This is a genomic window from Cyclobacterium sediminis (genome assembly GCF_054781075.1).
In genome coordinates this window covers 122,672-148,390 of the sequence record NZ_BAAGVC010000002.1, presented here as the reverse complement: position 1 = coordinate 148,390, position 25,719 = coordinate 122,672, and the positions used below count along the sequence as shown (strand labels likewise).

General features: G+C 32.7%; 21 protein-coding genes. All 21 read right to left on the bottom strand.

What is annotated here, in order from left to right; genetic code table 11:
* Window positions 1-732: 732 nt before the first annotated feature.
* On the bottom strand, window positions 733-1,869 hold the full coding sequence (locus ACYVHJ_RS01205) for a YjbH domain-containing protein (protein ID WP_460511822.1): 1,137 nt from the start codon (window positions 1,867-1,869) through the stop codon (window positions 733-735).
* Window positions 1,859-2,626 (bottom strand): hypothetical protein, encoded by a 768-nt coding sequence (locus ACYVHJ_RS01200; protein ID WP_460511820.1) that lies wholly within the window; start codon window positions 2,624-2,626, stop codon window positions 1,859-1,861. The genes ACYVHJ_RS01205 and ACYVHJ_RS01200 overlap by 11 nt, the downstream gene beginning before the upstream one ends.
* A gap of 140 nt (window positions 2,627-2,766) precedes the next feature.
* Window positions 2,767-3,384, bottom strand: coding sequence for a hypothetical protein (locus tag ACYVHJ_RS01195; protein WP_460511818.1), 618 nt, complete (start codon window positions 3,382-3,384; stop codon window positions 2,767-2,769).
* Between the two features lie 95 nt (window positions 3,385-3,479).
* Window positions 3,480-4,568: a hypothetical protein gene (locus tag ACYVHJ_RS01190; protein WP_460511816.1), complete on the bottom strand. Its 1,089-nt coding sequence runs from the start codon at window positions 4,566-4,568 to the stop codon at window positions 3,480-3,482.
* 708 nt (window positions 4,569-5,276) lie between these two features.
* Entirely contained in the window at window positions 5,277-7,199 is a 1,923-nt protein-coding gene (locus ACYVHJ_RS01185) for a polysaccharide biosynthesis protein (RefSeq protein ID WP_460511814.1), read from the bottom strand.
* A gap of 778 nt (window positions 7,200-7,977) precedes the next feature.
* Window positions 7,978-8,100, bottom strand: coding sequence for an acyltransferase (locus ACYVHJ_RS01180; RefSeq protein ID WP_460511812.1), 123 nt, complete (start codon window positions 8,098-8,100; stop codon window positions 7,978-7,980).
* Window positions 8,101-8,141: 41 nt separating this feature from the next.
* Entirely contained in the window at window positions 8,142-8,753 is a 612-nt protein-coding gene (locus ACYVHJ_RS01175; RefSeq protein ID WP_460511810.1) for an acetyltransferase, read from the bottom strand.
* Window positions 8,754-9,058: 305 nt separating this feature from the next.
* Complete coding sequence (locus tag ACYVHJ_RS01170; RefSeq protein ID WP_460511808.1) at window positions 9,059-10,180, bottom strand: DegT/DnrJ/EryC1/StrS family aminotransferase; 1,122 nt, start codon at window positions 10,178-10,180, stop codon at window positions 9,059-9,061.
* A 29-nt stretch (window positions 10,181-10,209) separates the two neighbouring features.
* The gene (locus tag ACYVHJ_RS01165; RefSeq protein ID WP_460511806.1) at window positions 10,210-10,863 is read right to left on the bottom strand and encodes an LbetaH domain-containing protein; all 654 of its coding nucleotides are present in this window, start codon (window positions 10,861-10,863) and stop codon (window positions 10,210-10,212) included.
* Window positions 10,850-11,455, bottom strand: a complete 606-nt coding sequence (locus tag ACYVHJ_RS01160) for a sugar transferase (protein ID WP_460511804.1) — start codon at window positions 11,453-11,455, stop codon at window positions 10,850-10,852. Before ACYVHJ_RS01160 ends, ACYVHJ_RS01165 begins: the two co-directional genes overlap by 14 nt.
* A 7-nt stretch (window positions 11,456-11,462) precedes the next feature.
* The gene (locus tag ACYVHJ_RS01155; protein WP_460511801.1) at window positions 11,463-12,695 is read right to left on the bottom strand and encodes a glycosyltransferase family 4 protein; all 1,233 of its coding nucleotides are present in this window, start codon (window positions 12,693-12,695) and stop codon (window positions 11,463-11,465) included.
* A complete protein-coding gene (locus ACYVHJ_RS01150; RefSeq protein WP_460511799.1) occupies window positions 12,692-14,575 on the bottom strand; it encodes a heparinase II/III domain-containing protein in 1,884 nt (627 codons plus the stop codon). Before ACYVHJ_RS01150 ends, ACYVHJ_RS01155 begins: the two co-directional genes overlap by 4 nt.
* 20 nt (window positions 14,576-14,595) lie before the next feature.
* Complete coding sequence (locus ACYVHJ_RS01145) at window positions 14,596-15,618, bottom strand: glycosyltransferase family protein (protein WP_460511797.1); 1,023 nt, start codon at window positions 15,616-15,618, stop codon at window positions 14,596-14,598.
* 136 nt (window positions 15,619-15,754) lie between these two features.
* Window positions 15,755-16,912: an EpsG family protein gene (locus ACYVHJ_RS01140; RefSeq protein ID WP_460511794.1), complete on the bottom strand. Its 1,158-nt coding sequence runs from the start codon at window positions 16,910-16,912 to the stop codon at window positions 15,755-15,757.
* Window positions 16,912-18,120: a glycosyltransferase family protein gene (locus ACYVHJ_RS01135; RefSeq protein WP_460511792.1), complete on the bottom strand. Its 1,209-nt coding sequence runs from the start codon at window positions 18,118-18,120 to the stop codon at window positions 16,912-16,914. The genes ACYVHJ_RS01140 and ACYVHJ_RS01135 overlap by 1 nt, the downstream gene beginning before the upstream one ends.
* Window positions 18,121-18,136: 16 nt before the next feature.
* Window positions 18,137-19,246, bottom strand: coding sequence for a polysaccharide pyruvyl transferase family protein (locus tag ACYVHJ_RS01130; protein WP_460511790.1), 1,110 nt, complete (start codon window positions 19,244-19,246; stop codon window positions 18,137-18,139).
* Between the two features lie 4 nt (window positions 19,247-19,250).
* Window positions 19,251-20,723 carry an oligosaccharide flippase family protein gene (locus tag ACYVHJ_RS01125; protein WP_460511788.1) on the bottom strand — a complete coding sequence of 491 codons (1,473 nt, stop codon included), beginning with the start codon at window positions 20,721-20,723 and terminating at the stop codon, window positions 19,251-19,253.
* Between the two features lie 187 nt (window positions 20,724-20,910).
* The gene (gene wecB, locus ACYVHJ_RS01120) at window positions 20,911-22,032 is read right to left on the bottom strand and encodes a non-hydrolyzing UDP-N-acetylglucosamine 2-epimerase (RefSeq protein WP_460511786.1); all 1,122 of its coding nucleotides are present in this window, start codon (window positions 22,030-22,032) and stop codon (window positions 20,911-20,913) included.
* 210 nt (window positions 22,033-22,242) lie between these two features.
* Window positions 22,243-23,295: an SDR family oxidoreductase gene (locus ACYVHJ_RS01115; RefSeq protein WP_460511784.1), complete on the bottom strand. Its 1,053-nt coding sequence runs from the start codon at window positions 23,293-23,295 to the stop codon at window positions 22,243-22,245.
* A gap of 114 nt (window positions 23,296-23,409) precedes the next feature.
* Window positions 23,410-24,543, bottom strand: a complete 1,134-nt coding sequence (locus ACYVHJ_RS01110; RefSeq protein WP_460511782.1) for a TDP-N-acetylfucosamine:lipid II N-acetylfucosaminyltransferase family protein — start codon at window positions 24,541-24,543, stop codon at window positions 23,410-23,412.
* A gap of 167 nt (window positions 24,544-24,710) precedes the next feature.
* Window positions 24,711-25,718 carry an ATP-grasp domain-containing protein gene (locus tag ACYVHJ_RS01105; RefSeq protein WP_460511780.1) on the bottom strand — a complete coding sequence of 336 codons (1,008 nt, stop codon included), beginning with the start codon at window positions 25,716-25,718 and terminating at the stop codon, window positions 24,711-24,713.
* Between the last annotated feature and the right edge of the window lies 1 nt (window position 25,719).

Sequence of the window (25,719 nt, the reverse complement as noted above, 5' to 3'; positions counted from 1 at the left end):
TGGTTATAATAGTCCCATTGTATAGTGCTTTACAAATTATCTGTGGAATAAAGTCCTGTTAAAAATTGCTCAAATAAAATTATTCATCATTGAATCTATAAAAACTAGCAACCTTGACAAAAACTTATAATACACTAACTTTAAACCTATTAGCTCTATTTAAATTACTTAAATTTACTAATTAATAATAATAATAATTAGTAATGTTTCAATTATTTTTGGATATCCTTCTGTTACCGGAAAAATGAATTATTCGCATATTCATCAGAAAAATGATTTGTTAATTAGATGATACATTTTGATCTAGTTTCAGATGTATATTTAATGAAAAACCAGTTAAATTTAAAGCCATTTCAAGACTCCCCAAATATACTAAAATAAGTTAAAATGTACTATTATCAAATAAAACTGAACTCAAACAATTCTTTATTTCTTTTAAGTGATTTTAACAAAATTATCGTTTGAATACCCATTTACACATTTCACATATTATTAATTGCACTTCTTAATTTTTAAATGGTGCTATATAAAAAATTTTTTTAATCGTATTTTTTTAAAATAAAGCAGAAAAGCACCTCTTTAACTTCTTCTTTTCTATATATAATAAGTCAAGGCCATGAAAAATGAGATTTTATTTTCATTCCGGCAAAATTAATTAAAACACCAATCAATATACCAAAGAAGCTTTTTATAAGACAGACTAATACAAACCATTACTATTTTTTTATCCAATCATTGGTTTCGTTTAACATTTTGGTTCCGAATAAAGGCCGAATTGTATTGGCGCAATTGGTCCGAAAGTTTAGGCATTCCCAGACGGAAATTACGTCCTATTGGAGCGGCATTTGAATAGTTATACTCCCAACGAAATTCCTCAGTGGTACGCAGTTCCCATCTTTTTCCTCTCGCGATTTTACCGGGAAAAAGAGGAAACGCAAATTGAAAGCCTCCTGAAGTACCATTATTGGTCTTGACCATAAAAATTCCGATGTCTACCCCACCGTATTGCCGTATCAAATCACACCTAACCCCTCGATCCCGGCCAATAAACTGACCACCGCTGAACCGAAGCGTCAGGTCCGTACTCCTCAAACGATATTCCACATCAAGCAGCAAAATTAGATCCTTCAGCTGGGCCAAATAAACTTTACTCCCAGGAATAAAATAATAGCCGGTATAAGCTGACTCAATCCCTATGCGCCAAAGTTTATCAAAATCATCGTAGCGATATTGTACATGAATACCATATCGGTCTTGAAAAAAGGTTCCAGCTGTGATTCCCAGAAAATGGTGGGGTTTGGGAATGGCAAAATAATGGAGATGCGATGGTGCCAAACGCCAATGGGTCCCCCAAGGACCAAGGTTGTTCTGTATTGGAACCGATATACCGGTCTGAACACTCAGCCCAGGCAAAAGGTAAACACGGGTATCCAGGATCAAGTTGGTACGTGAGCGGAAAGGTGCCTCCATGTCCCCAAAACGAGCAGAAAAGTCAGGGCCAATGCGGAAATTCCACCGATAGCCGGCAGGAAGAGAGTTATTTGTCAAAAGAAAAGCTCTCTGTTCGGGAGTTATAGAACTATAAACCAATGTTTTCCGATCGTAATAGCCCATGGGTCGGTTCATGTAAAGGGGGATAAATCCAGTGACAAGGGTGTCCGCTACCTTCCGGTCTGCCCATATCAAACTGTGGTATGGATTTCTAAAGTTTCGATGTTCCCAACTTATCACTTTACCGCTATCAGCCCTTAGCACTTGAACTTGTTCAAAACCTTTTTTCATGAGTATCCCTTTGTCTACTTGCCCGTACCCAGGAACACCCAAGCCCATATAGAGTACCCATCCTATCAACCAGCAACTATTTCTCATCTACGCGCATTTCTTTGGGTGCAACTGAAAGGGGGAAATGCAAAGAAAAGTTGAATCCTAGTTCTTTGCACTCAAAGGTATGTCCTTGCAGCTGTAACCATGGTAAGGGCTTGACAAATACGCCTGCGTTCAAAGTATTTCCATCGTGATCAAGGGAAAAACCTGCTTTTTCTTTCCAATCGAATGAAAGTCCCCCAAAAAAACCAGAGAGGTACCGGATATTTGCTTGTTCCTTTGATTTTAGCAAAATGGATAGAGACCGATCACCCTCACCCGTAGGAATGGAAACCACAAAGGGAAGGGCATATCCTCCTGTCAGCCTAATGCGAACGCTAGGAGAAAGTTTTCCTGTCTTCTCTAAGAGAAGCGCATCATGATTTAGATGGTGGTTGGTTCCAAATGGGGCTGACACAAGTAGTACTGCGCTGATTCCACGCTTTTCTTCAGCAAGCAATTGAAACCGAAAACTGACATGGCGGTCTCCTATACCTATGTCTCCTGCACGTTCTCCCACTCGAGTGATATTGAGATAGACTTCCATAAAATGCGCCAGTCTGACGCCCACTCCATAGATATTTTCGGTATAATAGTCCCCCACAAAATGGTTGATGGCATAACTTTTCGGCACATAGGAAAAACCCAATGAAAGCTCATTTCCGGACTTCCATTGGGCATTGGGTGTCATGATATAGCCAGGTTTTGCTAGTACATTTATCTGTGCATTGAGACTCCCCGGCAATGCCAATGTTGAGAACATTACCAAGCAGGTAAAAAACACCGGCAAATGCCGTTGAATAAAAACTTTATATAATTGGCAATAGTGGCTGACCATGTAATAATTAATTCATTTGATGCAAGCTTGCAGAGGTTTTCACTTTAAGACACGTTCGGACTGAGTCAATAACTAAAACTATACCTAATAAATAGACCTGTTTCAAGTCCCCTCAAATCAATACTTTGCAATACTGGGGTTGCAGTATTGTCTGTTTGCAAGGACTGCTCGTAAGCGCCAAGATGGTAACGGCTTTCCAGCACAATGCTAAAATATTTACGAAAGAGGTATTCGATTCCTGCCTTTACATTGCCACCATAATTGTTTCCTCGAAAAGACAAATCCTTCAGGTCACCTATACCATTCTCCACTTTTCTAGTAAAGCGGTTGTTTAAGAAATACCTACTTAGACCTGCCCCCACGTAACCATTTAAGTATTTGGGAATGATGTTATGAAAATTAAAAACCATTCCCCCATAGGCGGGAATTATGATCTGATCGATCCGCTCGGCCATTCTAAGATTATTCCTTGTCAAGCCATGGGATTCAAAATTTCCACGCCAATACCCCACTCGTCCTTCGATAGCCAACCCCTTATATATACCAAGTTCGCCAGATAAGGATGGCAGTAGACCGCCATACTGATAATTACCCGAACCAGGATAATTGAATAAAAACGCACGTTCATCTTCCCCCGAATAGGTCCGTTGCCAATAAGAGAGTCCCAGACTTACCTGGTTCATCTTTATTTGAGCAATAAGGGGACTGCATGCCCAACAGCAAAATAGCAGTCCCCAACTAATACATTTAAATACCATGGAAGCCAATTGTCAAGGTCTTAACTTCCTGACCCCTGATTGTGACAGTAAACACGGATAGCTCTGGCCAGAATTTCTTCTGCCATTTCTACCCCTTCTAGGTAATATTGCTTGACAGCCGCAATTCGATCCTCTCTCAAAATTGTAATACTATTAATTTCCAATTCGTAGAAAACATGGTTGTAGGAAATGCTACTCAAGAACCAACCTGCCATCTGCAGTCTAATATTGGTAGCATAAATGAGACCGTAAGCCAACAGGTCTTCCTGAAGGTCTAAATCTCCTGCCAGAACAGCTTTTCTCGCTGCATTTAAGATTTTGTTGATTATTACCTGGTACTCTACTAGCTGTTCCTTTAGCAGCTCATGAACAAGTACATTCCGCTCAATCAGTCTTTCTTCGGCATCATAGGCCCTGCGTAGGTAATTGTCATTGATCTGATCCTCTTGCTCTACCAACTGCTCGGTGAGGGCTTCAAGCCTGTGCTGAAAAGCTCTATTTGCCTTTTCGGCACAGATGGCATATAGATCAGAATCTAGCTGCCGCAACCCTTCTTTACCCGTTCCTATTTTAGACGATGAAATGTAGTCCGAAATTGCTTCAGGAGTGGTTAATTCTCCGTATTGGAGAATTTCGGGAAGGGAAGCCTTAAGATCGGGAAGTTCAAACAATTCAGTCAATAGCACATCCAACTCAGGATCAATCGAATTGTCAGGATTCATTAGGTAAGTTAAAAAATCCATATCAATTTCGGATAGCGTACCAGACTTTAGTCCCTTTTCTTTTAATTTTGAATTTAAATCTCGGAGTTTGCTCTTGGAAAATTCAGAAATGGGACTGTCGTCGTCGGAGAAAGCGACAATTTCTTTTAATAAATTTGACAGCAAGACCGGCGTATTCAAAGGTTCGTAATTCGGATCATCAATATCCGGGTCCGGATCATTCAGCTCAGGCAGATCACTTACCTCTTCAAATTCATCAACCATCTGATCGTATGAAGGTATAAGCTCAAGCTCATCCGGAGCGCAACAGACAAGGAGAAAAATGAATATAAGGGAGGAAAGCCAAGCCATCCCTTTTTTCAGATTTAATAGAAGTTGATTTTTCATGAAAGATTGGAATTTATATAAACATTGGTTTTTGTAGACGCGCTTAAAAATAATTCTCACCTTCTCACCGCCATCACCCTCGCTACCTGCTACATCTCAACTTCAACACTACCTGCTCAAATCTTCCACGAATTATTTTATACCATTATATAATCAAATGTTGGCTTGAATTCATTGTTTTCTATATACTGAAATTCAAAAGCTCTGAAACAACTGCTTTATACTAGAATCGTATTTGAACACCTAAATTATAAATTAAAAAACTATTTTGCTAAAAATCCCTATTATAAAATCTTTAAAATTTAGATGAGTACCTTTTTATTAGGTTAATAATACATTTTTATGGATTTAAACACATAATAAGTCGCTCCCTTACATTTTATTAACGAAATTTTGTCATTGTTAAATAGTCAGAAAGCTTTCCTAAAACTTTGGCATTTTATACCAAATCAGGTATTGGCATACCTATACTATTATCCTTATACTAATTTATTTAATAGACCGCACGTCCTGAAAAAAATGTACAGTTATAAACTTAATAGAATTATAATACTAACAGAAAATTACTCGCTTGGAAAAAAGGCCCCTCACTGTGCGTCTTTTTAAACCACCAATGGCCAAAGGATTAAATCCTTTGGCCATTGGTGGTTTAAAAATTATTTAGAAAGAGGCTATCTGCTATTAAGCAAAATTTTCTTGTCAGTTATATCAACCAACCTTATCCAAGTCCTCATAGATAGAATTCTTACTTATAAACTCCGGAATGATCTCTTTCATTTTGAGTACAACAGCGGTGTTGTCATGATGTTTGTTAATGACCAACAATTCACTAATGGAATTATTGGCTTCAGAATAGGAATATTTTTTTACTTTGGCAATACTAATTTTATGGTGGTGCGTAGGGAGCGTCAGTTCAGCATTGGAAAGCAATTCCTCATAGAGCTTTTCCCCCGGACGTAATCCTGAATACACAATTTGAATGTCTTTCCCTTCTTCAAGACCTGCCAGTTGAATCATCTTTTTGGCCAGGTCCACAATCTTAATGGGTTTCCCCATGTCGAAGACATAGATCTCTCCGCCATTGCCCATGGTTCCTGCTTCCAATACCAGCTGTACAGCTTCAGGGATGGTCATAAAATAACGGGTGATATCCGGGTGGGTAACAGTAATCGGCCCCCCTTTTTTGATTTGAGAACGGAATCGTGGGATTACCGAACCATTGGAGCCTAGTACATTGCCAAATCTGGTAGTAATAAACCTGGTATTACAGGTTTCAAGTCCGTTTAATGATTGGGTATAAATTTCGGCCAATCTCTTGGAGGCTCCCATTACATTGGTAGGGTTTACCGCTTTATCTGTAGAGACCATCACAAATTTATCCACCCCAAAGGAAACCGCCAGGTCAGCAATATTTCTGGTCCCACCAACATTCACAGATATGGCTTCAAAAGGATTGTTTTCTATCATGGGCACATGTTTGTAAGCCGCTGCATGGTACACCATTTGAGGCCGACAAATATTAAACAGTTTATGCATCCGCTCATAATTGCTGACATCGGCCAAAACCACCTCCATTTTAGCTCCGGGAAATTCATCCTCCATGGCCAATTGCACCTCATGCAAGGGGGATTCTGCATGGTCGCATAAAATCAATAAAGAAGGCTTATAAGAAAGCACCTGCCGAACAATTTCCGAACCGATAGAACCGGCTGCTCCGGTTACCAAAACCTTCTTTCCTTGAAGATCACTTTTTACTTTCTGTTGATCGATTACTATGGGTTTGCGTTGCAATAGGTCCTCAATCCGTAATTTTTTAATTTGTTTGCTGGGCAATTCTCCGGAAAGCCAATTTTTGGCCGCCGGAATGGTCAGCACTTTAATTCCCAAGCGAATGCATCGCTCTATTACCACTCTTTTTTCGCGCTCATTTAAATTTTCATTGGTAATTAGTAATTCCTGAATCTGTTTTTGTTTCTGTAGTTTGGATAAGTCCTTAATGTGATAAACCTTCTTTTGCTCCAGGTAATTATTAAGCATGCTGCGATCAGTACTTAAGAACCCTTCTACAACATAATTTATATCAGGGTCATTGTTTAAGGCTTGCTTCACCAATACAGCATTTTGATCCGAGCCATAGATCAGCACCTTATGCTGAGCCTTATTCATAAATTTAGTCACTAAAATAAGGTAGGTTGATTTAGCCAATAACCTAAGGGCAATTAATAAAGTGGAGTTAATAAAGAAATTAACCAGCAAAACCAGCATTAAAAATTTGGCGTTCAATGCTATCCAATAATGCCCCAAACTATAATAAAATAATATATAAAGAAGTGAAAAAGTTAAGGTCGCTGCCAAAATATTAAAAAGGTCAATTGTATTGGAATACCTTAGCAATCCGGTATGTAACTTAAAAAAATAAACCACAGGTAAGGCGATGGCACAAAAGCAAGCGGTGGCTGTTAGGTACTGAACAAATTCCATCTGGTCGAAACCGAATCCACCAATGATCAGAAAAGCCAGGGAAAAGGAAGTAAATACGATAAGAATATCCACCGATAATATCACCAAAGGATGAATATGGCGGTCATTTTTCAAAAAATTCTTTACCGGGTTTAAATTTGATTTCAGCACTTTTTTCAATTTTTCTTTAAAATTTTATCAATAATAAAAACAATAAATATCCCGACTACACAAATTTAGCAAAAACGACTCAGGCAAAGGCAAACAATATTTCAATGACTACGCAACATTATTAAATATTTGTTTTACCATAAAATGGAATAACCATTATAGCCACCCTATTTTCCAAGAAATTAATAGCTCCACACCTTAAGGTAGTAATAAAACTATATTAATAGCAAACCAATGAACTAGACAGGTTCAAGAAATATCAAAATAATATGACATTAACATCAATAACCTGATACTTTATTAGGTTATGAAAGCTAAAAACTGATATTTTGGTTGCTTAAATCGATTAGTTTAATATAATTCTCAATCATTTTATTTCCATCCAACTGGGTCAAGGTTGATTAATTTTTAAAAACAAGGAAACAAATGGGGTATAAAACTTTAATTTTTCTTAGGCACAAAGATACGATTTTCACTTTATAGTTTTTTCATCTTTGAGCTAATATTATTGAGGCAAAACCCTATTTCTACTGATTATTATAATTTTATAAAAATAATCCATAGACATCATTAGTAAATTGTTAGTTGAGCTGAGCCACTACACAACTCATGGTTTTATAATCAATAATAAGTGGTATGGCTAGAGACCAGAAATGGTAAACTTAATAAATGCTGTTGAAATCTTTGTTTAGCTTTCCAATTTTTTGAGTTGGAGTAATTATTTAGTGTGCAATGAATTGAGCAAAAGCAAGGGGTTTGGCCTATAAATGAGAAAATATTACCCATAGCCTTTCTGTGAAGCTCCATCTGGAAGGTCTTTGCTGATCACGGCTCCTGCAGCTATGGAACACCATTTACCTACCTTTACACCGGGAAGCACGGTACTATTTGCTCCTAGCAATTAGTATAGATTTAACACAAAACAATTGATTTACTAAAATGTTAAATTAAAATGTTACCAACACGATGACTTTTTAATGTAGACCCTATCCAGATGGCACCATCAGACATATCTTTATTAACAACACTTCCGGCACCTATCTTACACCATTTACCAATTTTAATTCCCGGTAAAACTGTTGAACCTGCTCCTACAACCGTACCCTCCCCGATAAAAATGTCTCCACATAATGTAGTTTGAGGAGCCAAGTGAACAAAGTCACTTATTATACAATCATGATCAATGGAGGCCCCTGTATTTATTATAACTTGCTTTCCAACTTTACTATTAACTTTTATAATTACGCCTTCCATGACAACGCTACCCTCGTCAATTTCACACCTTTTTGAAATAATAGCAGAAGAGTGAATTATAGTTTCAAACTTTACGTAATTCTTTAATTTATGAGCAATAGATTGTCTGATTTTATTATCCCCAATAGCAATAAAAAACGGATGGTCAAAATCAAAGTTATAGATATCTAGAGTTGATACCGGATATTTTAACACCTCCTTTATATGAGGGTTATCATCAAAAATTCCGTGAATGGTCTCTCCGGAATCAATCATATCAATAATTACTCTACCTTGTCCAGATGCACCAAAAATATACATTTATCCTACAATTAAATAAGTTAAAACAATTCACAAAAACACAATTTAATACAGTTTTTTAAAAAAAAATATAATTTCTTATTATTTACCATAAATCACATCATTGGTTTTTTTAATCAAGAATTAAAAATTTCATCTAAGCTCCACTATTCCTAAATGAATATATCATGACATCTAAATCTAGAGATGGGTGGAGTAAAATTTAAAAGGTATAAAAAGAATTATTTTAAAAATTCAGGTATATAGTTCTTCTAGTTTATAGTATTCTTTAGTTTGAATAATATTACCTGGAAGCATTGCTAACCTCAAACTAAAATATTCCTAATTTGCTCTACTACTCTATTTAAGTCCAAGGCTGAAAGATTTGACCCTGAGGGAAGGCATAGCCCCTTATCGAACAGGTTTTGTGAACCACCATTGAGAAAGGAGGTCTCGTTTTTAAAAACGGGTTGCAGGTGCATTGGTTTCCATAAAGGCCTAGACTCTATATTTACTTTTTCTAATGCAAGGCGAACAATTTCTCTGCGTGACGTTTCTTGAAACAAAACAGTTGTCAACCATCTGTTAGAATAAAATCCACGCGGCTCTTCTAAAAACTTAATTTCAGAAATATCTTGCAATGCTTTTTTGTAAAAGTCGAAATTTTCTCTTCTACTTTTAACCCGATTATCTAAAACCTCCATCTGTCCGCGACCAATGGCTGCACAAACGTTACTCATCCGATAATTGTATCCTATTTCCGAATGCTGGTAATGAGGTGCGGGATCTCTGGCTTGAGTAGCTAAAAACCTTGCTTTTTGTATCCAATTTTCATTTTTAGATACCAGAGCACCTCCACCTGAGGTAGTAATGATCTTATTTCCATTGAATGACAAGATTGCCAAATCTCCAAAAGTACCAATTGCTTGACCATCTAAGCTTGATCCTAAAGCTTCTGCTGCATCCTCTATCACAGGGATATCAAATTCCTTGGCAATTGTTATAATCTCTTTCATTTTTGCAGGCATTCCATATAGGTGCACCACAATAATTGCTTTTGGTTTACTACCTTTAGCAGTTCTATCCAAAATAGCTTCACGCAATAATTCAGGATCAATATTCCAAGATTCTTGCTCACTATCTACAAAAACAGGTTTAGCACCCTGATAGGTAATAGGATTTGCAGAGGCCGAAAAGGTCAAACTTTGACAAAGCACTTCATCATTGGCCTTTACATCCAGTAAAATTAAAGCAAGATGCAATGCTGCAGTCCCTGAACTTAGTGCAGCTGCATAAACATTTTGTCCTAATTTTCTCTCAATATCACTTTCAAAACCATTGACATGGGGCCCTAAAGGAGCAATCCAATTGGTTTCAAAAGCTTCTGTTACATATTCAAACTCCTTCGTTCCCATATGGGGAGAGGAAAGCCATATTTTATTGTTCATTAATTTTTATACTTGAAAAGTAAACAATATCATTTATTTTTAAGAAATTTCGCAGGAACACCTGCAACTATAACATTATCAGGCACGTCTCTAATTACAACCGATCCTGCCCCAATGAGGCAATTTGCCCCAAGCCTTTTCACTCCGGTCATTAATGTAGCTGCCATCCCTATATAAGCTAATTCTTCTATCACAATGGAGGCGCCTACATTCGATCCCAATGAAAAAAAACACCCTTCTTTAATAAGAACATGATGAGCTATATTTACACTCATACTTACCATCACATCTCTAGAAATTTTAGTATATGGCATAATGGTTGTTCCAGGAAGGATATAAACAGGGTCTTCAATTTGTACCGATGAATCAATAATTACAGATTCATGAATAAAAGAAGGAGTCAAATATCCAAAAGCTCTCGCTTTTTCCAAAACTTCCTTTCTAACGGAATTGTCTCCTATTGGAACAAATATGCTAATTGTCTCAATATTGAATCTGTTCTGTTCAAATAATACATCGACAGCACCCAAAACTCTATAATCATTTACAATATGATTGAATAGTTCTGGATTATCATCCACAAAACCCAGAATTTCATATTCTTCGGACAAGTATTTAGAATAAACTTGGCCATAAGTACCAGCACCAACTATTATGCATTTCTTCATATTAGTTTTCTCCATTAAACTTTTCCATTGTTACCTTTTCACTTGTGTTAATATCTTTGGCCCTAAAAACTTTCGAAATCGTGAGAAAAAAAATTCTCATATCTAAACTAAAGCTGAAGTTATCCACGTAATATACATCATATTTAAATTTTTCAGTCCAACTAATTGTATTTCTTCCATTCACTTGAGCCCAACCGGTTATTCCAGGTCTCACTTCATGTCGTCTATTTTGTTCAGAAGAATATAGGGGTAAATAAAATGTTCGAAGAGGTCTAGGACCTATTAAACTCATATCTCCTTTTAAAACGTTAAACAGTTGTGGAATTTCATCCAACGATGTCTTTCTTACGAAATTACCTACTTTAGTTAAACGATCAGAATCAGGAAGCAAATTACCATCAGAATCTATCTTATCATTCATGGTTTTAAATTTTATAATATTAAAAATTTTTTCATCTTTACCTGGTCTTGGTTGAAAAAATAAAGGCTTTCCTTGGTTAGCAATTAACAACATAAACCAAATCAAAATCAAAAGTGGTAAAAGTAAAATAATTCCAACAAGAGCGACAGAAAAATCCACTATTCTTTTAAAGTACAACCTATACATTATATTCTTATTTAATTTTTAATAAATGTTTCAAATAAGTATTGGCCAAAACATCACGATCAAAATTAGCCTTTGCATATTTAAAGCCATTTAAACCTTGTACTTCGAGTTTCTCAGGATTATGAATATATGACTTAATTTTATTAGCAAAATCTACTGGGTTTTCTGGTTCTACAAAAACACCTGCATCTGCCGTTTCCACTAAATCCTTAGACACTCCATCAATTGCCATCAAAATAGGAGTTTTACAAGACATATAATCAAAAGTTTTATTAGAATAAACTGTTTTAAAGGTATCATTTTTAAGTAATACAGAAGCTCCCATTTCAGATGCTAAAATAAATTTTAATACTTCTTTTTTAGGAACAGGGTCATAGAATTTAACATTTTTAAGATTAAGATCATTGGCTTTTTGAATCAACTTTTGTTTTTGCATACCTGCACCTACCAACACAAATAAAACATTGGTATCTTTTAACAAAATTGCAGTCTCCAAGACTTGATCAAGGCCATTTGCTACTCCATGAGCCCCTACATAGGTTATAACAAATTTGTCTTCAAAACCATTATTTTTTCTAAAGGCTAATCTATCAAAATTAACTAGCAAATCGTCAGCTAAAGCAAAATCTGCTGCGTTTGGTATCATTATTAGTTTATCCTTTGAAACATTTTTGGAAGTAACCAAAGTTTTATAAAAAGCCGGAGTTAAAACATTAATTAATCGAGCTTTACTATAAACAAATTTTTCGAACCAATAAGCGAATTTTATAATAAGTTTATTTTTTAAAACCCCAGTATCTATTGCAGATTCAGGCCATAAATCCCGCACCTCAAAAACAAATGGAGTTCTTTTAATTATAGATAAAAAATACCCAATAATCCCGACAAATAATGGTGGGCTGGTAACTAATATTATATCAAATTTGCCCTTAACCTTAAATAAACCAGCAAATAACCCAGAAAACACAAATGAAAAATAACCCCATAAACGACCTAAAAAATTAACGTTATAACTTTCAGAAACATGACATCTCCATACTTCAATTCCATTTTGATCCTTTTTTGATATGAATTTCCCTTTGTATTCTTTTCGTTTTGTTGAGGATTGTCCATCTAAATCTCCAGCAATAACCGTAATATCATGTCCTTGTTCTTGCCATATTCTTGTCATTTCATTAAAACGCGCGCCACCTGTGACATCCGACTCTTTAAAATATTGATGAATTAAAAGAATTTTCATAATTTAATTTCTATTGTTGTTATTACTTTATTTTCATATGTCGAAAACTCAATTTGATCACAAGATGACTTACTTCCATACAATTCAGAATAAAAGCCTTCTTTATATGAGGGATTTAAAGTATTATTATGATTACTCCGAGAAGAAAAATTTAATTCATTGAGGAAATTTGTATGCCAAATTTGTCTTAGAATTAAATCTTCAGGTTTTCCTAAAATCTCATCTTCAATTTCCCAGATAGGTAAATACTTATAAAATTTAATCTTTCTTTTATGTCGAATATTTTTGCTGACATATTGAAAAGCTTTAATTTGACCTTCAAAGAGATAATACTCATCATATTCATTTACATTTGCAAAATCACATTGTGTCCAATGGTACCAGATAAACCGAGGTCCTCTTTCCATTTGGTCAAGATCTCCTAACATTACGGTATTATGAGATTCTGTACCTCTAAAATATTTTACATTTTTTTCAGAAGTATTATATTTAAAACTACCACCATCGTGAAGTAAATTCTTACCTTGATACCAAATATCCAAATGAAGATTATCTGCTTGAGTAGGTCTTGTACGATGGTCACCACATCTTATTAAACTGAAACTATTTTTATTTTTAAATAAATAAAATCCACCAGAATTATATTTCAGTAAACCATTTTCATTACAAATTCTATCTGTTATTTCGTTTTGATCTAACCCATACCATAATGCATCAGAAAATTTTTTAAATGGCCATTGTAAATGTAAGGCGTATGAAAGCGCCTCAAGTTGAGGTCTGAAATCTCTAAAATGACTATCACTGAGTTTGAAAAATAAGGCCCCATCATTTGGACCATAATTTGGAAGCCACCCAGTATTAACATCCATTAAATTTATCAAAAATTGAAGACTTTTTTTAGCTTTGACATAGACAACTTCTTTGAACTTATCTCCATTTAATTCTGCCAATTTAATGCCCCAGGTCAATAATTGAACAACAACTCTATGATAATTCATGGAAAATTGAAGATAAGTACCATCATCATGAATTTGAAAAGATATTTCTTCTTCAAACCATTTTTTTCCGTAATATTTCCATTTAGTTGCCCCGGGAAAATTCGGAAATAAAGTCCCAATTATATAAAGGGTTAAAGTTTCAGTAATAGCGTGGTTATTTCGAACAGCAATACGCGAAAAATTGATGTTATCATAAACATGTTTTATTTGCCAAAAAATATAATGTTGAATTTTTGAAAATAATTCAGGAGTTAAATTATTAGAATCTTTATAATAATATAAAGCAAAAACCCAATTTAAAACTCTAAGAGAAATTTCTTGACTACATTTAAAATTGGGTCCGGCATTAATTTTATTGTTATCAATCCAATTTGAAATTTCATCAAAAACTTGCTTAGAACAATCCTTGTCACAATGAAGGTCATACCTGATGATCGTATAAATATGGGAAAAACGTGATGGTTCCCATATATACTTAATGTCACCGGCATCTTTAGAAAAATCATTTATATCAACCCAATGAGTTAGATTCGAATATTGAAATTTAGTGTCAGGGTTAGTAACCCAATCATAGTTTGGACCTAAATCATATTCAATATTAGAGAAATATTTATATCTATATGAAGAAATTTTTTTATATTCAGAAATAATAAATTCAATATTTTGAATATCTCCTTTAAATTTATAAAAATCAATATTTTCAAAAAAGAAAGGTGGTAAATTACTTTTCCAATTATTTAAATTATAATAATGTAACAATTTTGGTGCTACAGGGAATTTCCTCTTAAGTAAACCAGATTTTTTCTTGAATTCAAAAAAAAATCTAAAAATGAGGTATTTAATCCCCATATTTTTTAATACTTGAAATATTTTTTTATTCATTGTTTAAATTATATAAAAACTCAAACATTATTAAATACTTCCATATGATTTTTCGCCATCATCTCAACAGTATATTTTTTAAGTCCATTAGAATATAATAAATTACCTTTATTAATTATGAGATCTTTATTTTGTGAAAGATTAGAGAAAAAGAGATCTACATCTTGATCAGAATTAAAATTTAAAAAAAATTGATCTGACTCTTGAGCCAAAATAATTTCAGGAGCATGATTCACATCAGAATTAATAATAATAGGTCTACAGTGGCATGCTGCATTCATAACTAATAAACCAACATGCCCTGGGTTCAAAACCAAATTACTCCATTTAAAATGATTAGTCAAATTTTCACCTTGTGCAGCTCCAAATAATTCAATATTGTTTGGGATATCATAATCACTAAAATAATTTAACATACCAGGACCAACAAGTCTAAATTTAAAATTAGGATTTTTATTAGCTAAAGTGATTATATATTCTAAATTTTTCCTTTTTTGGGGACGTCCTACAAAAAGAAATTTTAATGAATTATCAATGATATTATCCAACTTTTTAAATTCTTTGGAAGAAAATTGACTGTTATTAAAACTTACCACATTAATACCACTCAGTTTATTAGCAATATCATCTGTATAAACCAAGGTTCCAAAAGATTTTTTTAGCAGATATAATCGTAATTTATCTAAAATAAAATTATTTGATCTTCCAAATATTTGCCCCCACCATATCCATTTGCTCCATAATGAAATTGAAAACAAAAAATTAATAATTCTTACAGGATATCTAGGATTTAAGGCAACACAAATTACATCAGGGTCAATTGATCGAATAATTTTAGGTAGTTCGAAATTAAACCTAAGTTTTTTGCCATATGTTTGTTTTAGTTCAATATAATTATAACCTATCCTTTTAATAGGAGGGGTTAGGTTATCTCTTTCACAGGAATGTGCTAAAACTGTTAAATGACAAAGATGAGACAATTCACGTAGAAATGATTCCCTGTAATTCGGAGCATGATCAATTAAAAATAAAACCTTCTTCATATTTTTTAAATGGATTTCAAATAATTATTTGTATAAAAGTAAAAAATAAAATTATTAAGCAAAAAATAATGAGCGTAGATTTAATATATTAAATTTAAAAAAAGCAATTGATAATATAAATAAAATAAACTAAAACCTAAGGTATAATATATTCTTTCTCGTCAACAACTCCACCAGTCCTAATATTAAATTCATTTTTGTTAAATTTGTCACGATAATTATATGGAAGGTGATTATCAAAAACTATGTAATAAATACTATTTGTATAAGGAATAAAATGATAAGATGAATATAATTCACGAGACATGGAAATAATAATAAGAATAACAATAGCAGATTTTAAATAAAATTTACTATTTATAAAAATAAAATAAAGTGCTATACAAAAAAATAATGAAAAATAGATACTAAACCGAAATCCCGTGGGAAGACTCATAAAAGCTCTCGAAAAAGTAAGGTATAAAAATGACATAAAAAATAAAAATTGACCATAGTGAATACGATCAAATAAATGTCTTTTAAAAATCAATAGAATAAAAAATAATAATTTTATTAAACTACCTATTGTAAAATTAGAAGTATTACTTTCAATTGTATAACTATCTAATAATTTATTCGATAAAAGAGGAATTATTTGAGCCAAATATTCTCTTATTAAGATAATAAAAATTGGAAATAAACTAACAAACGAAGCAAATATATAAATAACAATGTAAATATAATTATTTTTAAATATAGTATTATTTCGAAATCCAACTAAGAGCGAAGACAAAACAGGAATAACCAAAGTATAATGAAATGAAATAGCTAAAATTGATAATAAATAATATTTAATGAAGTTTCTATTTATAAGATATGGAGTAGCAAATAATAAAAAAATAGATCCACACATAAATCTAAATGGATTATCAACTAGCATAAATAAAAGTTGAAAATTCATTAAAATAGCAATAATAGTAAAAATTTTAGAAGAGAAAATTTTTACTATCCGAATAAGACTATATAAATACAATGATTTTACTAATCCTATAAACAACCAAAAATCAGGTATTATTTTTCTGCTAAAATAAATAAAATAATAGAATCCTTGATCAATTGGAGAATTTAATAAGAATTTATCTGAACCTGAATTGTAAAGATTTTCATAAAATCTCCAATCAGTACCTACTGTATATCCAAAACAAAAAAAAATATAAAGATAAAATAAAAATATTTGCCTTAAGAACAAATATTTATTATCTAAAACTTGATCTAAATAAACGCAAACTAAAAAAGTTAGTAAGTATATTAACATTATATATTAATATTTTGATAAGAAAGTAAAACATGTGAAGAGTTATAAGAATTGTTAAATTTACTTTTTTTCAGGTTATTATTCTGGAAATCAATAACTATAGATTTCAATTCATCATATATACTACCTACATCAGAATTATCAGAAAAATACTGTATATAATTATTTTGATAAAGATCATTTAGCAAACCATTTTTAGGACTAATTGTGAAAATAGGAATTTGATATTGCATATAATCACCAACTTTCGTAGGTAAGAATATACCTTCTTCACATTCAGCCTCTATAATAATAGCCAAATTATAGTTAGGAATAATTTTCAAACTATCTTGATATTTATTAGGCGGTAATAATGAAATTATATTGTTAAGTTTATTATCACTAATAAAGGTTTTCAAATCTGCATCATAAACCCCTACAAAATCTATTTTTAAATTTATGGATGGATTATCATTATATAACCTACGTATAGCTAAAATAAATGAGCGCGGATTACGTGGTGATTTAACGTTACCAGAATGCAAAATACGGAGCATATCTGTACAATTATTCTTTTTTATTTCTTTTTCTTTAAATACAATGTGGGGTATAATATGAATATTACTTTCCTTAATGTCAATATATTTACACATATAGTCTTTAAGCCTTTCAGAAGGAAAAATATGACAATCTGCCTGTTCCATAATTTTCAAAACTTTTTTTTGAAACCATGGCAATTTAGCATCAATGCCTTTCCCATAAGGAAATGGGTATTTCAAATTTGGATAAGGGTCATTCCAAGAGGCAATCCATTTGTATCCATATTTGCGTTTCAAATAATAACCAACCAATAAACTTGGAGAGCTTTTTGTAATAACATAATCATATTTATTTCTTTTTAAATTGTTTTTTAGTTCACTAATCACTATAAAAGCCCAGTGAGCTCCTTTAAACACTGTTCCAAAGGTAAAAAATGTCCTTATATGTTGTAAAATTGTCTTAAAAGATAATTTATTATCAACAACTACAATCTTAAAATCATTCAATTTAACATCAAGCTTATTAAGATCTTCTTCTGCTGGATAGTTTTCCCATTTATTTCTTTTCGAAATTAGATCTACTTCAAAATTATTATTGGTTAATAATTTTAATAACTTAACATTAACTATTGATTCAGCTCCATATAAAGGTATAGAATTAGGAGCAACCATTAATATTTTAGTTTTCATAAGATTAGTTCAATATTTAGAAAATATTCAATATTTTATTAGCCCTTTTATTCAGTAAAGTATAGGAATTGGCTATTTCTTTTTGAATTTGATTATAAATCGGTAGCTGCTTTAAAATTAATTTGCGTAAGTCAGGAATGTCCGAAATTTCACAATATGAAAAACCATTTACTTCTTGGCTTAAAAATTTTAATTTTGGATCTATTGCTAAACAAATCGTTGGAATATTAAAATTTAATGCAAAGATAGCTGCATGATATCTACTTGTAATTATAAAGTCACATAAGTTAATTTTATTTAAATAGTTAGAAAAATCGTCAGAATCAGGATCCCAAATATAGAAATTGTCTTCATTTACTATATTGTTTGTTCTAATATGAGATATGAGTTCTTTATCCTTGATTTTTGAAAAAACAAAAAGTTTAACTTCAAATTCACTAAATTCAGAAATGATTTCAAATATTTGATTATTAATAATATTTCCAGAATCATTTTGAATCCAATCACGTAACACAATTCCAAGAACTTTCTTTTTATTTTGATTTAAAAAGTGATGATAAGGATATCTTTTGCGAAATAAGTCAGATAAACACATATCAGCAATTAATTCAGATTTAACTCCCCATTTCTCACAGTAATATAATGATTGTTTATCACGGCATAGCACTTGGGAAAAAGAAGCAAGTTCGGATTTTACTTTATTCTCTTTATTTTCGTTGTGAAATGGCCCAAGCCCTATCCCCAATGCAATCTTTTTGGAATCTAATTTTTTAGAGAACTTACTTTTTAAAAAATCAAAAATAATTCCGAAATCATTAATTATTATATTAAAATATATTCCAAATTTATTTTTTTTATTTACTGGCACTTTTTTAAATGAGAAAAACTGTGTACCACCACCTAAAATTAAATAGTGCGAATTAACAAAACGACTTCTAGCTGGACTAATAACTTTTATATTAGAAAATTTATTAGTCATATAGTTAGAATTTTTTGCGGTTACAACTATATTACTATTATTAAACCCTTGAATATTGAGAGCTTCTATGACAATTTCAAGTAATAAATCATCACCTATGTTTGCATCGCCATATGCACCTTTGACTAATACTATTTTTCTATTCATAATTTTAGGATTTCTGAAAACACTTTTTAAATAACAAGATAAAACAAGCCCAGCAAACAATTAAAAGTAAAATCTTCCAGTAAATATTTATAACAAAATACCCAATAAAAGTGATCAGAATTACCAAAGCCCAAATAATAAAAGATTCCAAAGTTTCTATTGTATTCAATGGAATAATTTTTCTTTTATAATAGACGGGAAGGACAATTACTGTACTTACCACATAGGCTACCAAATAAGATATTGCAAGAAAACCCGCTGTTTTAGTTTCAACAAATAAAAAACAAGTAATTAATATACAACCCCATAATAGATTACTGAAAAAGCTCCACCATTGCAAGTTATGCACAATCATAATTCTTCCTAACCCTTGCTTAAACATAATTATAACCGTATAAAGCATTATTATGGCAAAAGTTAAATTAAAAGACTCTCCTTGATAGGATTTTCCAAATAAAGCTCCTCCAAGCTCTGGGAAAATCAAAAATGGGCTAGCAATAAATATACCTATGGCCCAAGGACCTAAAATATTAAAACGTGAAAAATTTGAGTTCTCATCATTATTTTTATCACGCGCCATAATGGAAATAAAAGGGGCACTCAGCATTCCAGCACCAACAAGAATTATGTTGTTAAATGTAAGTGCAGCTGTAAATATTCCCATTTCAGAAAATCCAGATTGAGATACTAGTAAGGAGTCTGTGTACCATTTAACGGGAGTTACCATCAAACCACTTAAAAATGCTGGCAAACTATAACTAAATATTAACGAACGTTCATCAAGAGCCTGCCTATAATTAATAATAACTTCACGTTTTCTTGCTTCTAATTTGATAGCATAATTACTTAACAAACAAATTAAGATATAACTGAATGCGAAAGCCCAAATTGTTCCATAAACACCACCATAAATTGCCCCAAGAATAAAAAGGGGAAATGAAACAACCGATTGGATTACATTTATCTTTGCTATTATTTTAAAAGACATAAAACCTTGCAACGCACCAATTTGCGCACCATTTAATGAACTAAAAAATAATATCAAAGACGCAATTTTCAATTCTCCGGTTATCTCGGGAGCTTTTAACGTGTTAGTTGCTAGCCATGGGGATAGAAAAAAGAAAGTAATTCCAATTAATAATCCCATTATTACTCCGAAGGCCATTGTAAGACCTAAAATTTTACCGGTTTTAACTTTATCATTTTGTATAAATTCGGATACATGCTTCGATGCTGTAATTCCCAAACCAAAACCCGCAAAGGTGGTAAACATTAAAACAGTACTTCGAATTATTCCAAATTGTCCATACCCATCGGAATCTAGAATTCTAGCAACTATAACCCAAGTAACAAACAATAAACCTTTTGACAAAGTCGCCCCTAATATAGACCAAAAACTATTTCTAAATAGGTTAATTGCCTTTGGTGAACTCTTGACTCTTTGAATTAGTTTATTTTTTAATAGAAATCTCTTCATTGACGTGTCTAAATATAAACGCACAACTAACCTATGAAAGATTTCGTAAGTTGTTTGTAGTACTATTAAGATTTTTTACTAAAGAATTAAAAAGAGGTAATTGAAGAATCAAATTATATCATTATCTCAATTAATTTTGAGAATGATATAATTTCTTATCGGTTCTTCTTTATTAATACTTATTTCACTACTCAACACTTTCTTTTAAAAATTTAACGATTTTTCCACAAGCCAACCCGTCCCCATATGGGTTGTGTCTATTACTCATTTTTTCAAAATGAATAGTATCATCAAATAGTGCTAATGCTTCATTTGTAATTTTCTCCTTGTTTGTACCAACAAGAATTACAGTTCCTGCATCAACTGCTTCTGGCCGCTCTGTAGTTTCACGCATAACTAGCACTGGTTTACCTAAACTAGGTGCTTCTTCTTGAACCCCTCCACTATCCGTAATAATTATTTTAGCTCGGTCCATCATCCATATAAAGTCATGATATGCTAATGGTTCAATAAGAGATATATTATCTATTTTTCCCAAAATACGGTTTACAGGTTCTATTACCTTCGGATTTAAATGAACTGGGTAAACTATTTTTATTTCTGGACGTAATATGGCGATAGTTTTTAGGGCTTCACAAATCTGTTCAAATCCTTCACCATGATTTTCTCTCCTATGACCAGTAACCAAAAGTAATGGGGAGTTTTTCAGTTTTTGATCTAAACTCTTAACCAATTTACTAGGTTCTCGTTTTACCTTTTCAACGCTTTGAAACAATGCATCAATTACTGTATTCCCTGTAACTATGATTGTCTTTGGATCTATATTTTCTTTTATTAAATTATTACGTGAGGCTTCAGTAGGTGCAAAATGAAAATCCGTGACTCGGCTTGTAATCTGCCTATTTATTTCCTCTGGAAAAGGGGCGTACTTGTTAAATGTACGTAATCCAGCTTCTATATGACAAATTTTAGCACCGCTATAAAATCCTGAGATGCTTGAGGCCATAGTGGTAGTGGTATCACCGTGAACAAAAACAAAGTCAGGTTTAAATTCTTCCAAAACCGGCTTTAACTCAAGTATTATAGCAGAAGTAAGTCCATAGAGGTCCTGTCCTGGTTTCATCAAATCTAAATCATACTGAGGTTTAATATCGAAAAATGAAAGTACCTGATCTAACATTTCACGATGTTGAGCAGTTACACATACCCGCATTTCGAAAACATCTGAATTTTTTTCAAATTCTTTAATTAAAGGAGCCATTTTTATGGCTTCAGGCCTTGTGCCAAAAACAATAAGTACTTTTTTCATGGATGTCATAATATTTTTTATTTTTTTATTACTAAATAAAATCAACCTAAAAGCGTTTCTATAACAACCTTATTAATAATCAGAATAATGTATTAAAAAATAACTACTACTGTAATAAATAATTTAATATAAAAGGATTATAAAAAATAATATTCCGATTAAACTCTTCAAGGAATCCCTAAATAAAACCTATTCTAGTAATCACATAATCTAATTCAAATTCTCCCAATACCAATCACAAGCCCTTTTTAACCCTAAAGAAAAAGAACATAAAGGTTTATACCCCAAGATTACTTTTCCTTTTTCTATAGATGCCATAGAATGTGGAACATCCCCTCTTCTTTCTGGTCCAAAAACAACGGGTATTTCCGCAATTAGAGAGTCAAATGTATTAAGTTCTTCCTTCAATAAATTCACTAGTTCGTTAAGTGTCGAAGATTCTCCATAGGCCACATTAAAAACTTCGGAAATGGTAGCGGCTTCACTAATTCCAGGTACACCCGGAACTTGATTTTGGTATTCTTTTAATCTTTCTTTAAAAACTGTTGTGGGCACTGCTACTGCCAATTGATTGGCCTGTATCACATTGTCAATATAAGTAAAGTCCCTTGAATTGCTGCCATCTCCATTGATAATTGGACTCTCGTGTTTCATAAGACTTGAAATAAATTTGGGAATCACCGCAGCATAGGCACCATTAGGATCCTGTCTTCTACCAAATACATTAAAATAGCGAAGGCCTACTGTCTCTATCCCATAGATATCTGAAAAGTTTTTAGCAAACAATTCATCCACATATTTGGTAATGGCATAAGGAGAAAGGGAATTGCCAATGACATGCTCCACCTTGGGTAAAGCTTTATGGTCTCCATAAGTGGAAGAACTTGCAGCATAGACAAAACGCTTTACTCCGGCCTCTTTGGCTGCAAATAACATATTGACAAAGCCAATAATATTTACCTCAGTACTTGTAATGGGATCTTCTATGGAACGAGGTACAGAACCCAAAGCAGCCTGATGCAAAACATAATCACAACCTTCCACTGCTTCCATGCAAGTATTTCGGTCTCTTATATCTCCTTCCTTTAAGGTGAAGTTGGGATTGCTTTGGGCATCCTTCAAGTTTTCAATTTTACCGGTGGAAAAGTTATCCAAACAAACTACTGTGTTTCCGTTATCCAATAAGGAATCTACTAGATTGGAGCCAATAAAGCCCGCTCCTCCGGTCACCAGTACTTTTTTGTGTTTTACTTCGTAATTCATAAAAATCAAATATTAATTATTTTAAATCTTAGGTTCTCAACCCAGATCAATAGAGACTTCATTAGTTTCAGGACCTTAATCTTTAGCTCATCCAAAAGCTACAAAATGCAAATACTATTTGATCATATTACTAAATTTTTTAAACATAAGCCTATCCTGCTCGGCCGAAACCATAGAACCATAAATTCTATTATTTTCATCAATAAATTCAGCTTCCAAAGTTAAGTTATTCTTAATTAGGTCATTTGAAAAATCCTTTTCCAGACTGTATATTTTCATCCCCTTCTCCCGTAACCATTTTAAAGTTGGATTCTTATCACTTAAATAAATCTTAAGTCCACATCTAATGGCGATAAAAATATTGCCCAAGCCCATTTGCCTGTAGGAAGGATAAATAGCGGCCTTATGTTGATTGATAAATGCAATATATTCGGTATAGGTCATGAACTCATCCATAATACTGATCGCCAAATCTGAGCGTCCGACATAATTTTTAACTAGAGGGACATAGTTGTCGTTTTTTAAGTAACTAAAAGGCAAAGAAACCTTGCCTTTGTATCGATTTGTGGTCAATAGATCCAAAACATCCAAATGGTTATTAAAATAAGAGGCCGAATTTCCAACTAAAATTCCATTGGTCTTATTTTTTTCAGGAACCACTTCATTCAATGGGTTGTTTAATGAAGCTTGCATAAAGGAAGGAAGCCTTTGTCCCATAAGTTCATTTAGAAGGTCATACTCATACTTGTTGTACCAAAGAAAATAATCTATTCTTTGAAAGGATTGCTGCATCCACTGACTTTTGGTTCTTCTCTTTTTCAATCGATTACGATAACGACCTATTAACTTCCTTAATTTTGCAAAATTTAGTTTATATGAAATTCTTTTTAAAGCTTTCTGTGTTCTCTCACTTAGCATTTGCTGGCGAACTGAGGGAAGATCATAAATCTCTGCGCCATAAAAAGACCAAATGATCTTAACTTTACTGTCTTTGATGGCCTCAACCAATCTAAATTTATCAGAATTGAGATAGTAAAGAATAACGATATCATAGGTTTCAATAGTATTTACTACAGAAGTGTAAGCTTCCGATTCCGGAGCCAAATAAACTACCCTGTCCTTATGATTTCCGGAATAGTTATTCTTAGGATTTAGATAAAAAAAATCATTTTCAAAATCACAGTCAATGAATTTTTTAATGTGCTTGTCTACAAATTTATTGTCATTTAAAAAATGGGCTATCTTCATTTAAATCGGTAAATAAGAAATCTTTCAGGAATAATTAATTTTAAATCCAGCTCAACAAACCGGCTTTCTGAACAAAATTCACAAGTTTTAGCAGGAAAAGATCAGAAGGTATAAGCTTTAATTGATTTGGCACTAACCCTAAAGGGTAACTTTACTCTATAAAGGCATTAATTTAAACGCACAACCTTTAAATCCTTGCATCCAACCGTACCTGATGCAATTGTATAATCATTTTCATCAACCTCTTTTTCATTGAGTAAATCAACAATAATCTTTGGAAAATTAGCCCCTGCCAAATGCGAAAAAGGATATTGCCCACCAAATCGACAATTTAATTCCAGCACATATATTTTATCATCGATTAAAAAGCAATCCACATCCAGATTCCCAATGTGCTTCAGCAAAAGTGATAGTTGATTACCTAATTTCTCTAAATCTGGATGTGAAATAACCCGTGCAATATCGGTTTCCCCTGCTCTCATAGCCATTTTTTGTTTGGCCACGGTGCAAATAAATTCTCCCTTTAAATCATTCAATACATCAATGCCATATTCATCACCCTTTATTTTTTCCTGAATAATAATCGCTTTGTTTATGTCAGCAGCGGATTCATATTTCAAATAAGAACTAGTAATCGCATTTTGTGTTTTTTTATACAAAACCTCTAACTCTTGCTCATTATCAGCTTGATAGATACCTATAGACCCCATTCCCCATCTCGGTTTTATTATTAAGGGATATTGGAGATCTTTATTTTGCAAAGCTTTTTTACAGGCTTCAAGGCTAATAAATGAAAGAGGGGTACCAATTCCATTGTCTTTTAAAAAACAATAAGTAAACCATTTGTCATTGCATCTTTCTGTTACCGGGAAATCGGAAACAACAAGTTTTACCCCCTGATTTTCAAAAATTTCTTTGTTTTGTGATAAAACAGGAAGATCTATATCGAATAGAGAAATAACAGCAGCTATTTGGTGTTTTTGGCAATAATTAAGCAAAAAATCTATGTAGGAATTGTCATATATAGGAGGAGAAATGACTTTTTGATCCGCGAGAGTCATAGCATAAGTTTCCTCACTATTCGCAGCATGAACCAAGCCTGTACCTTTTATAACTTCTTTAAAATAATCGATCATATAAGACCGTCTTCCCACTGAAGTTAAAAGTATATTCATA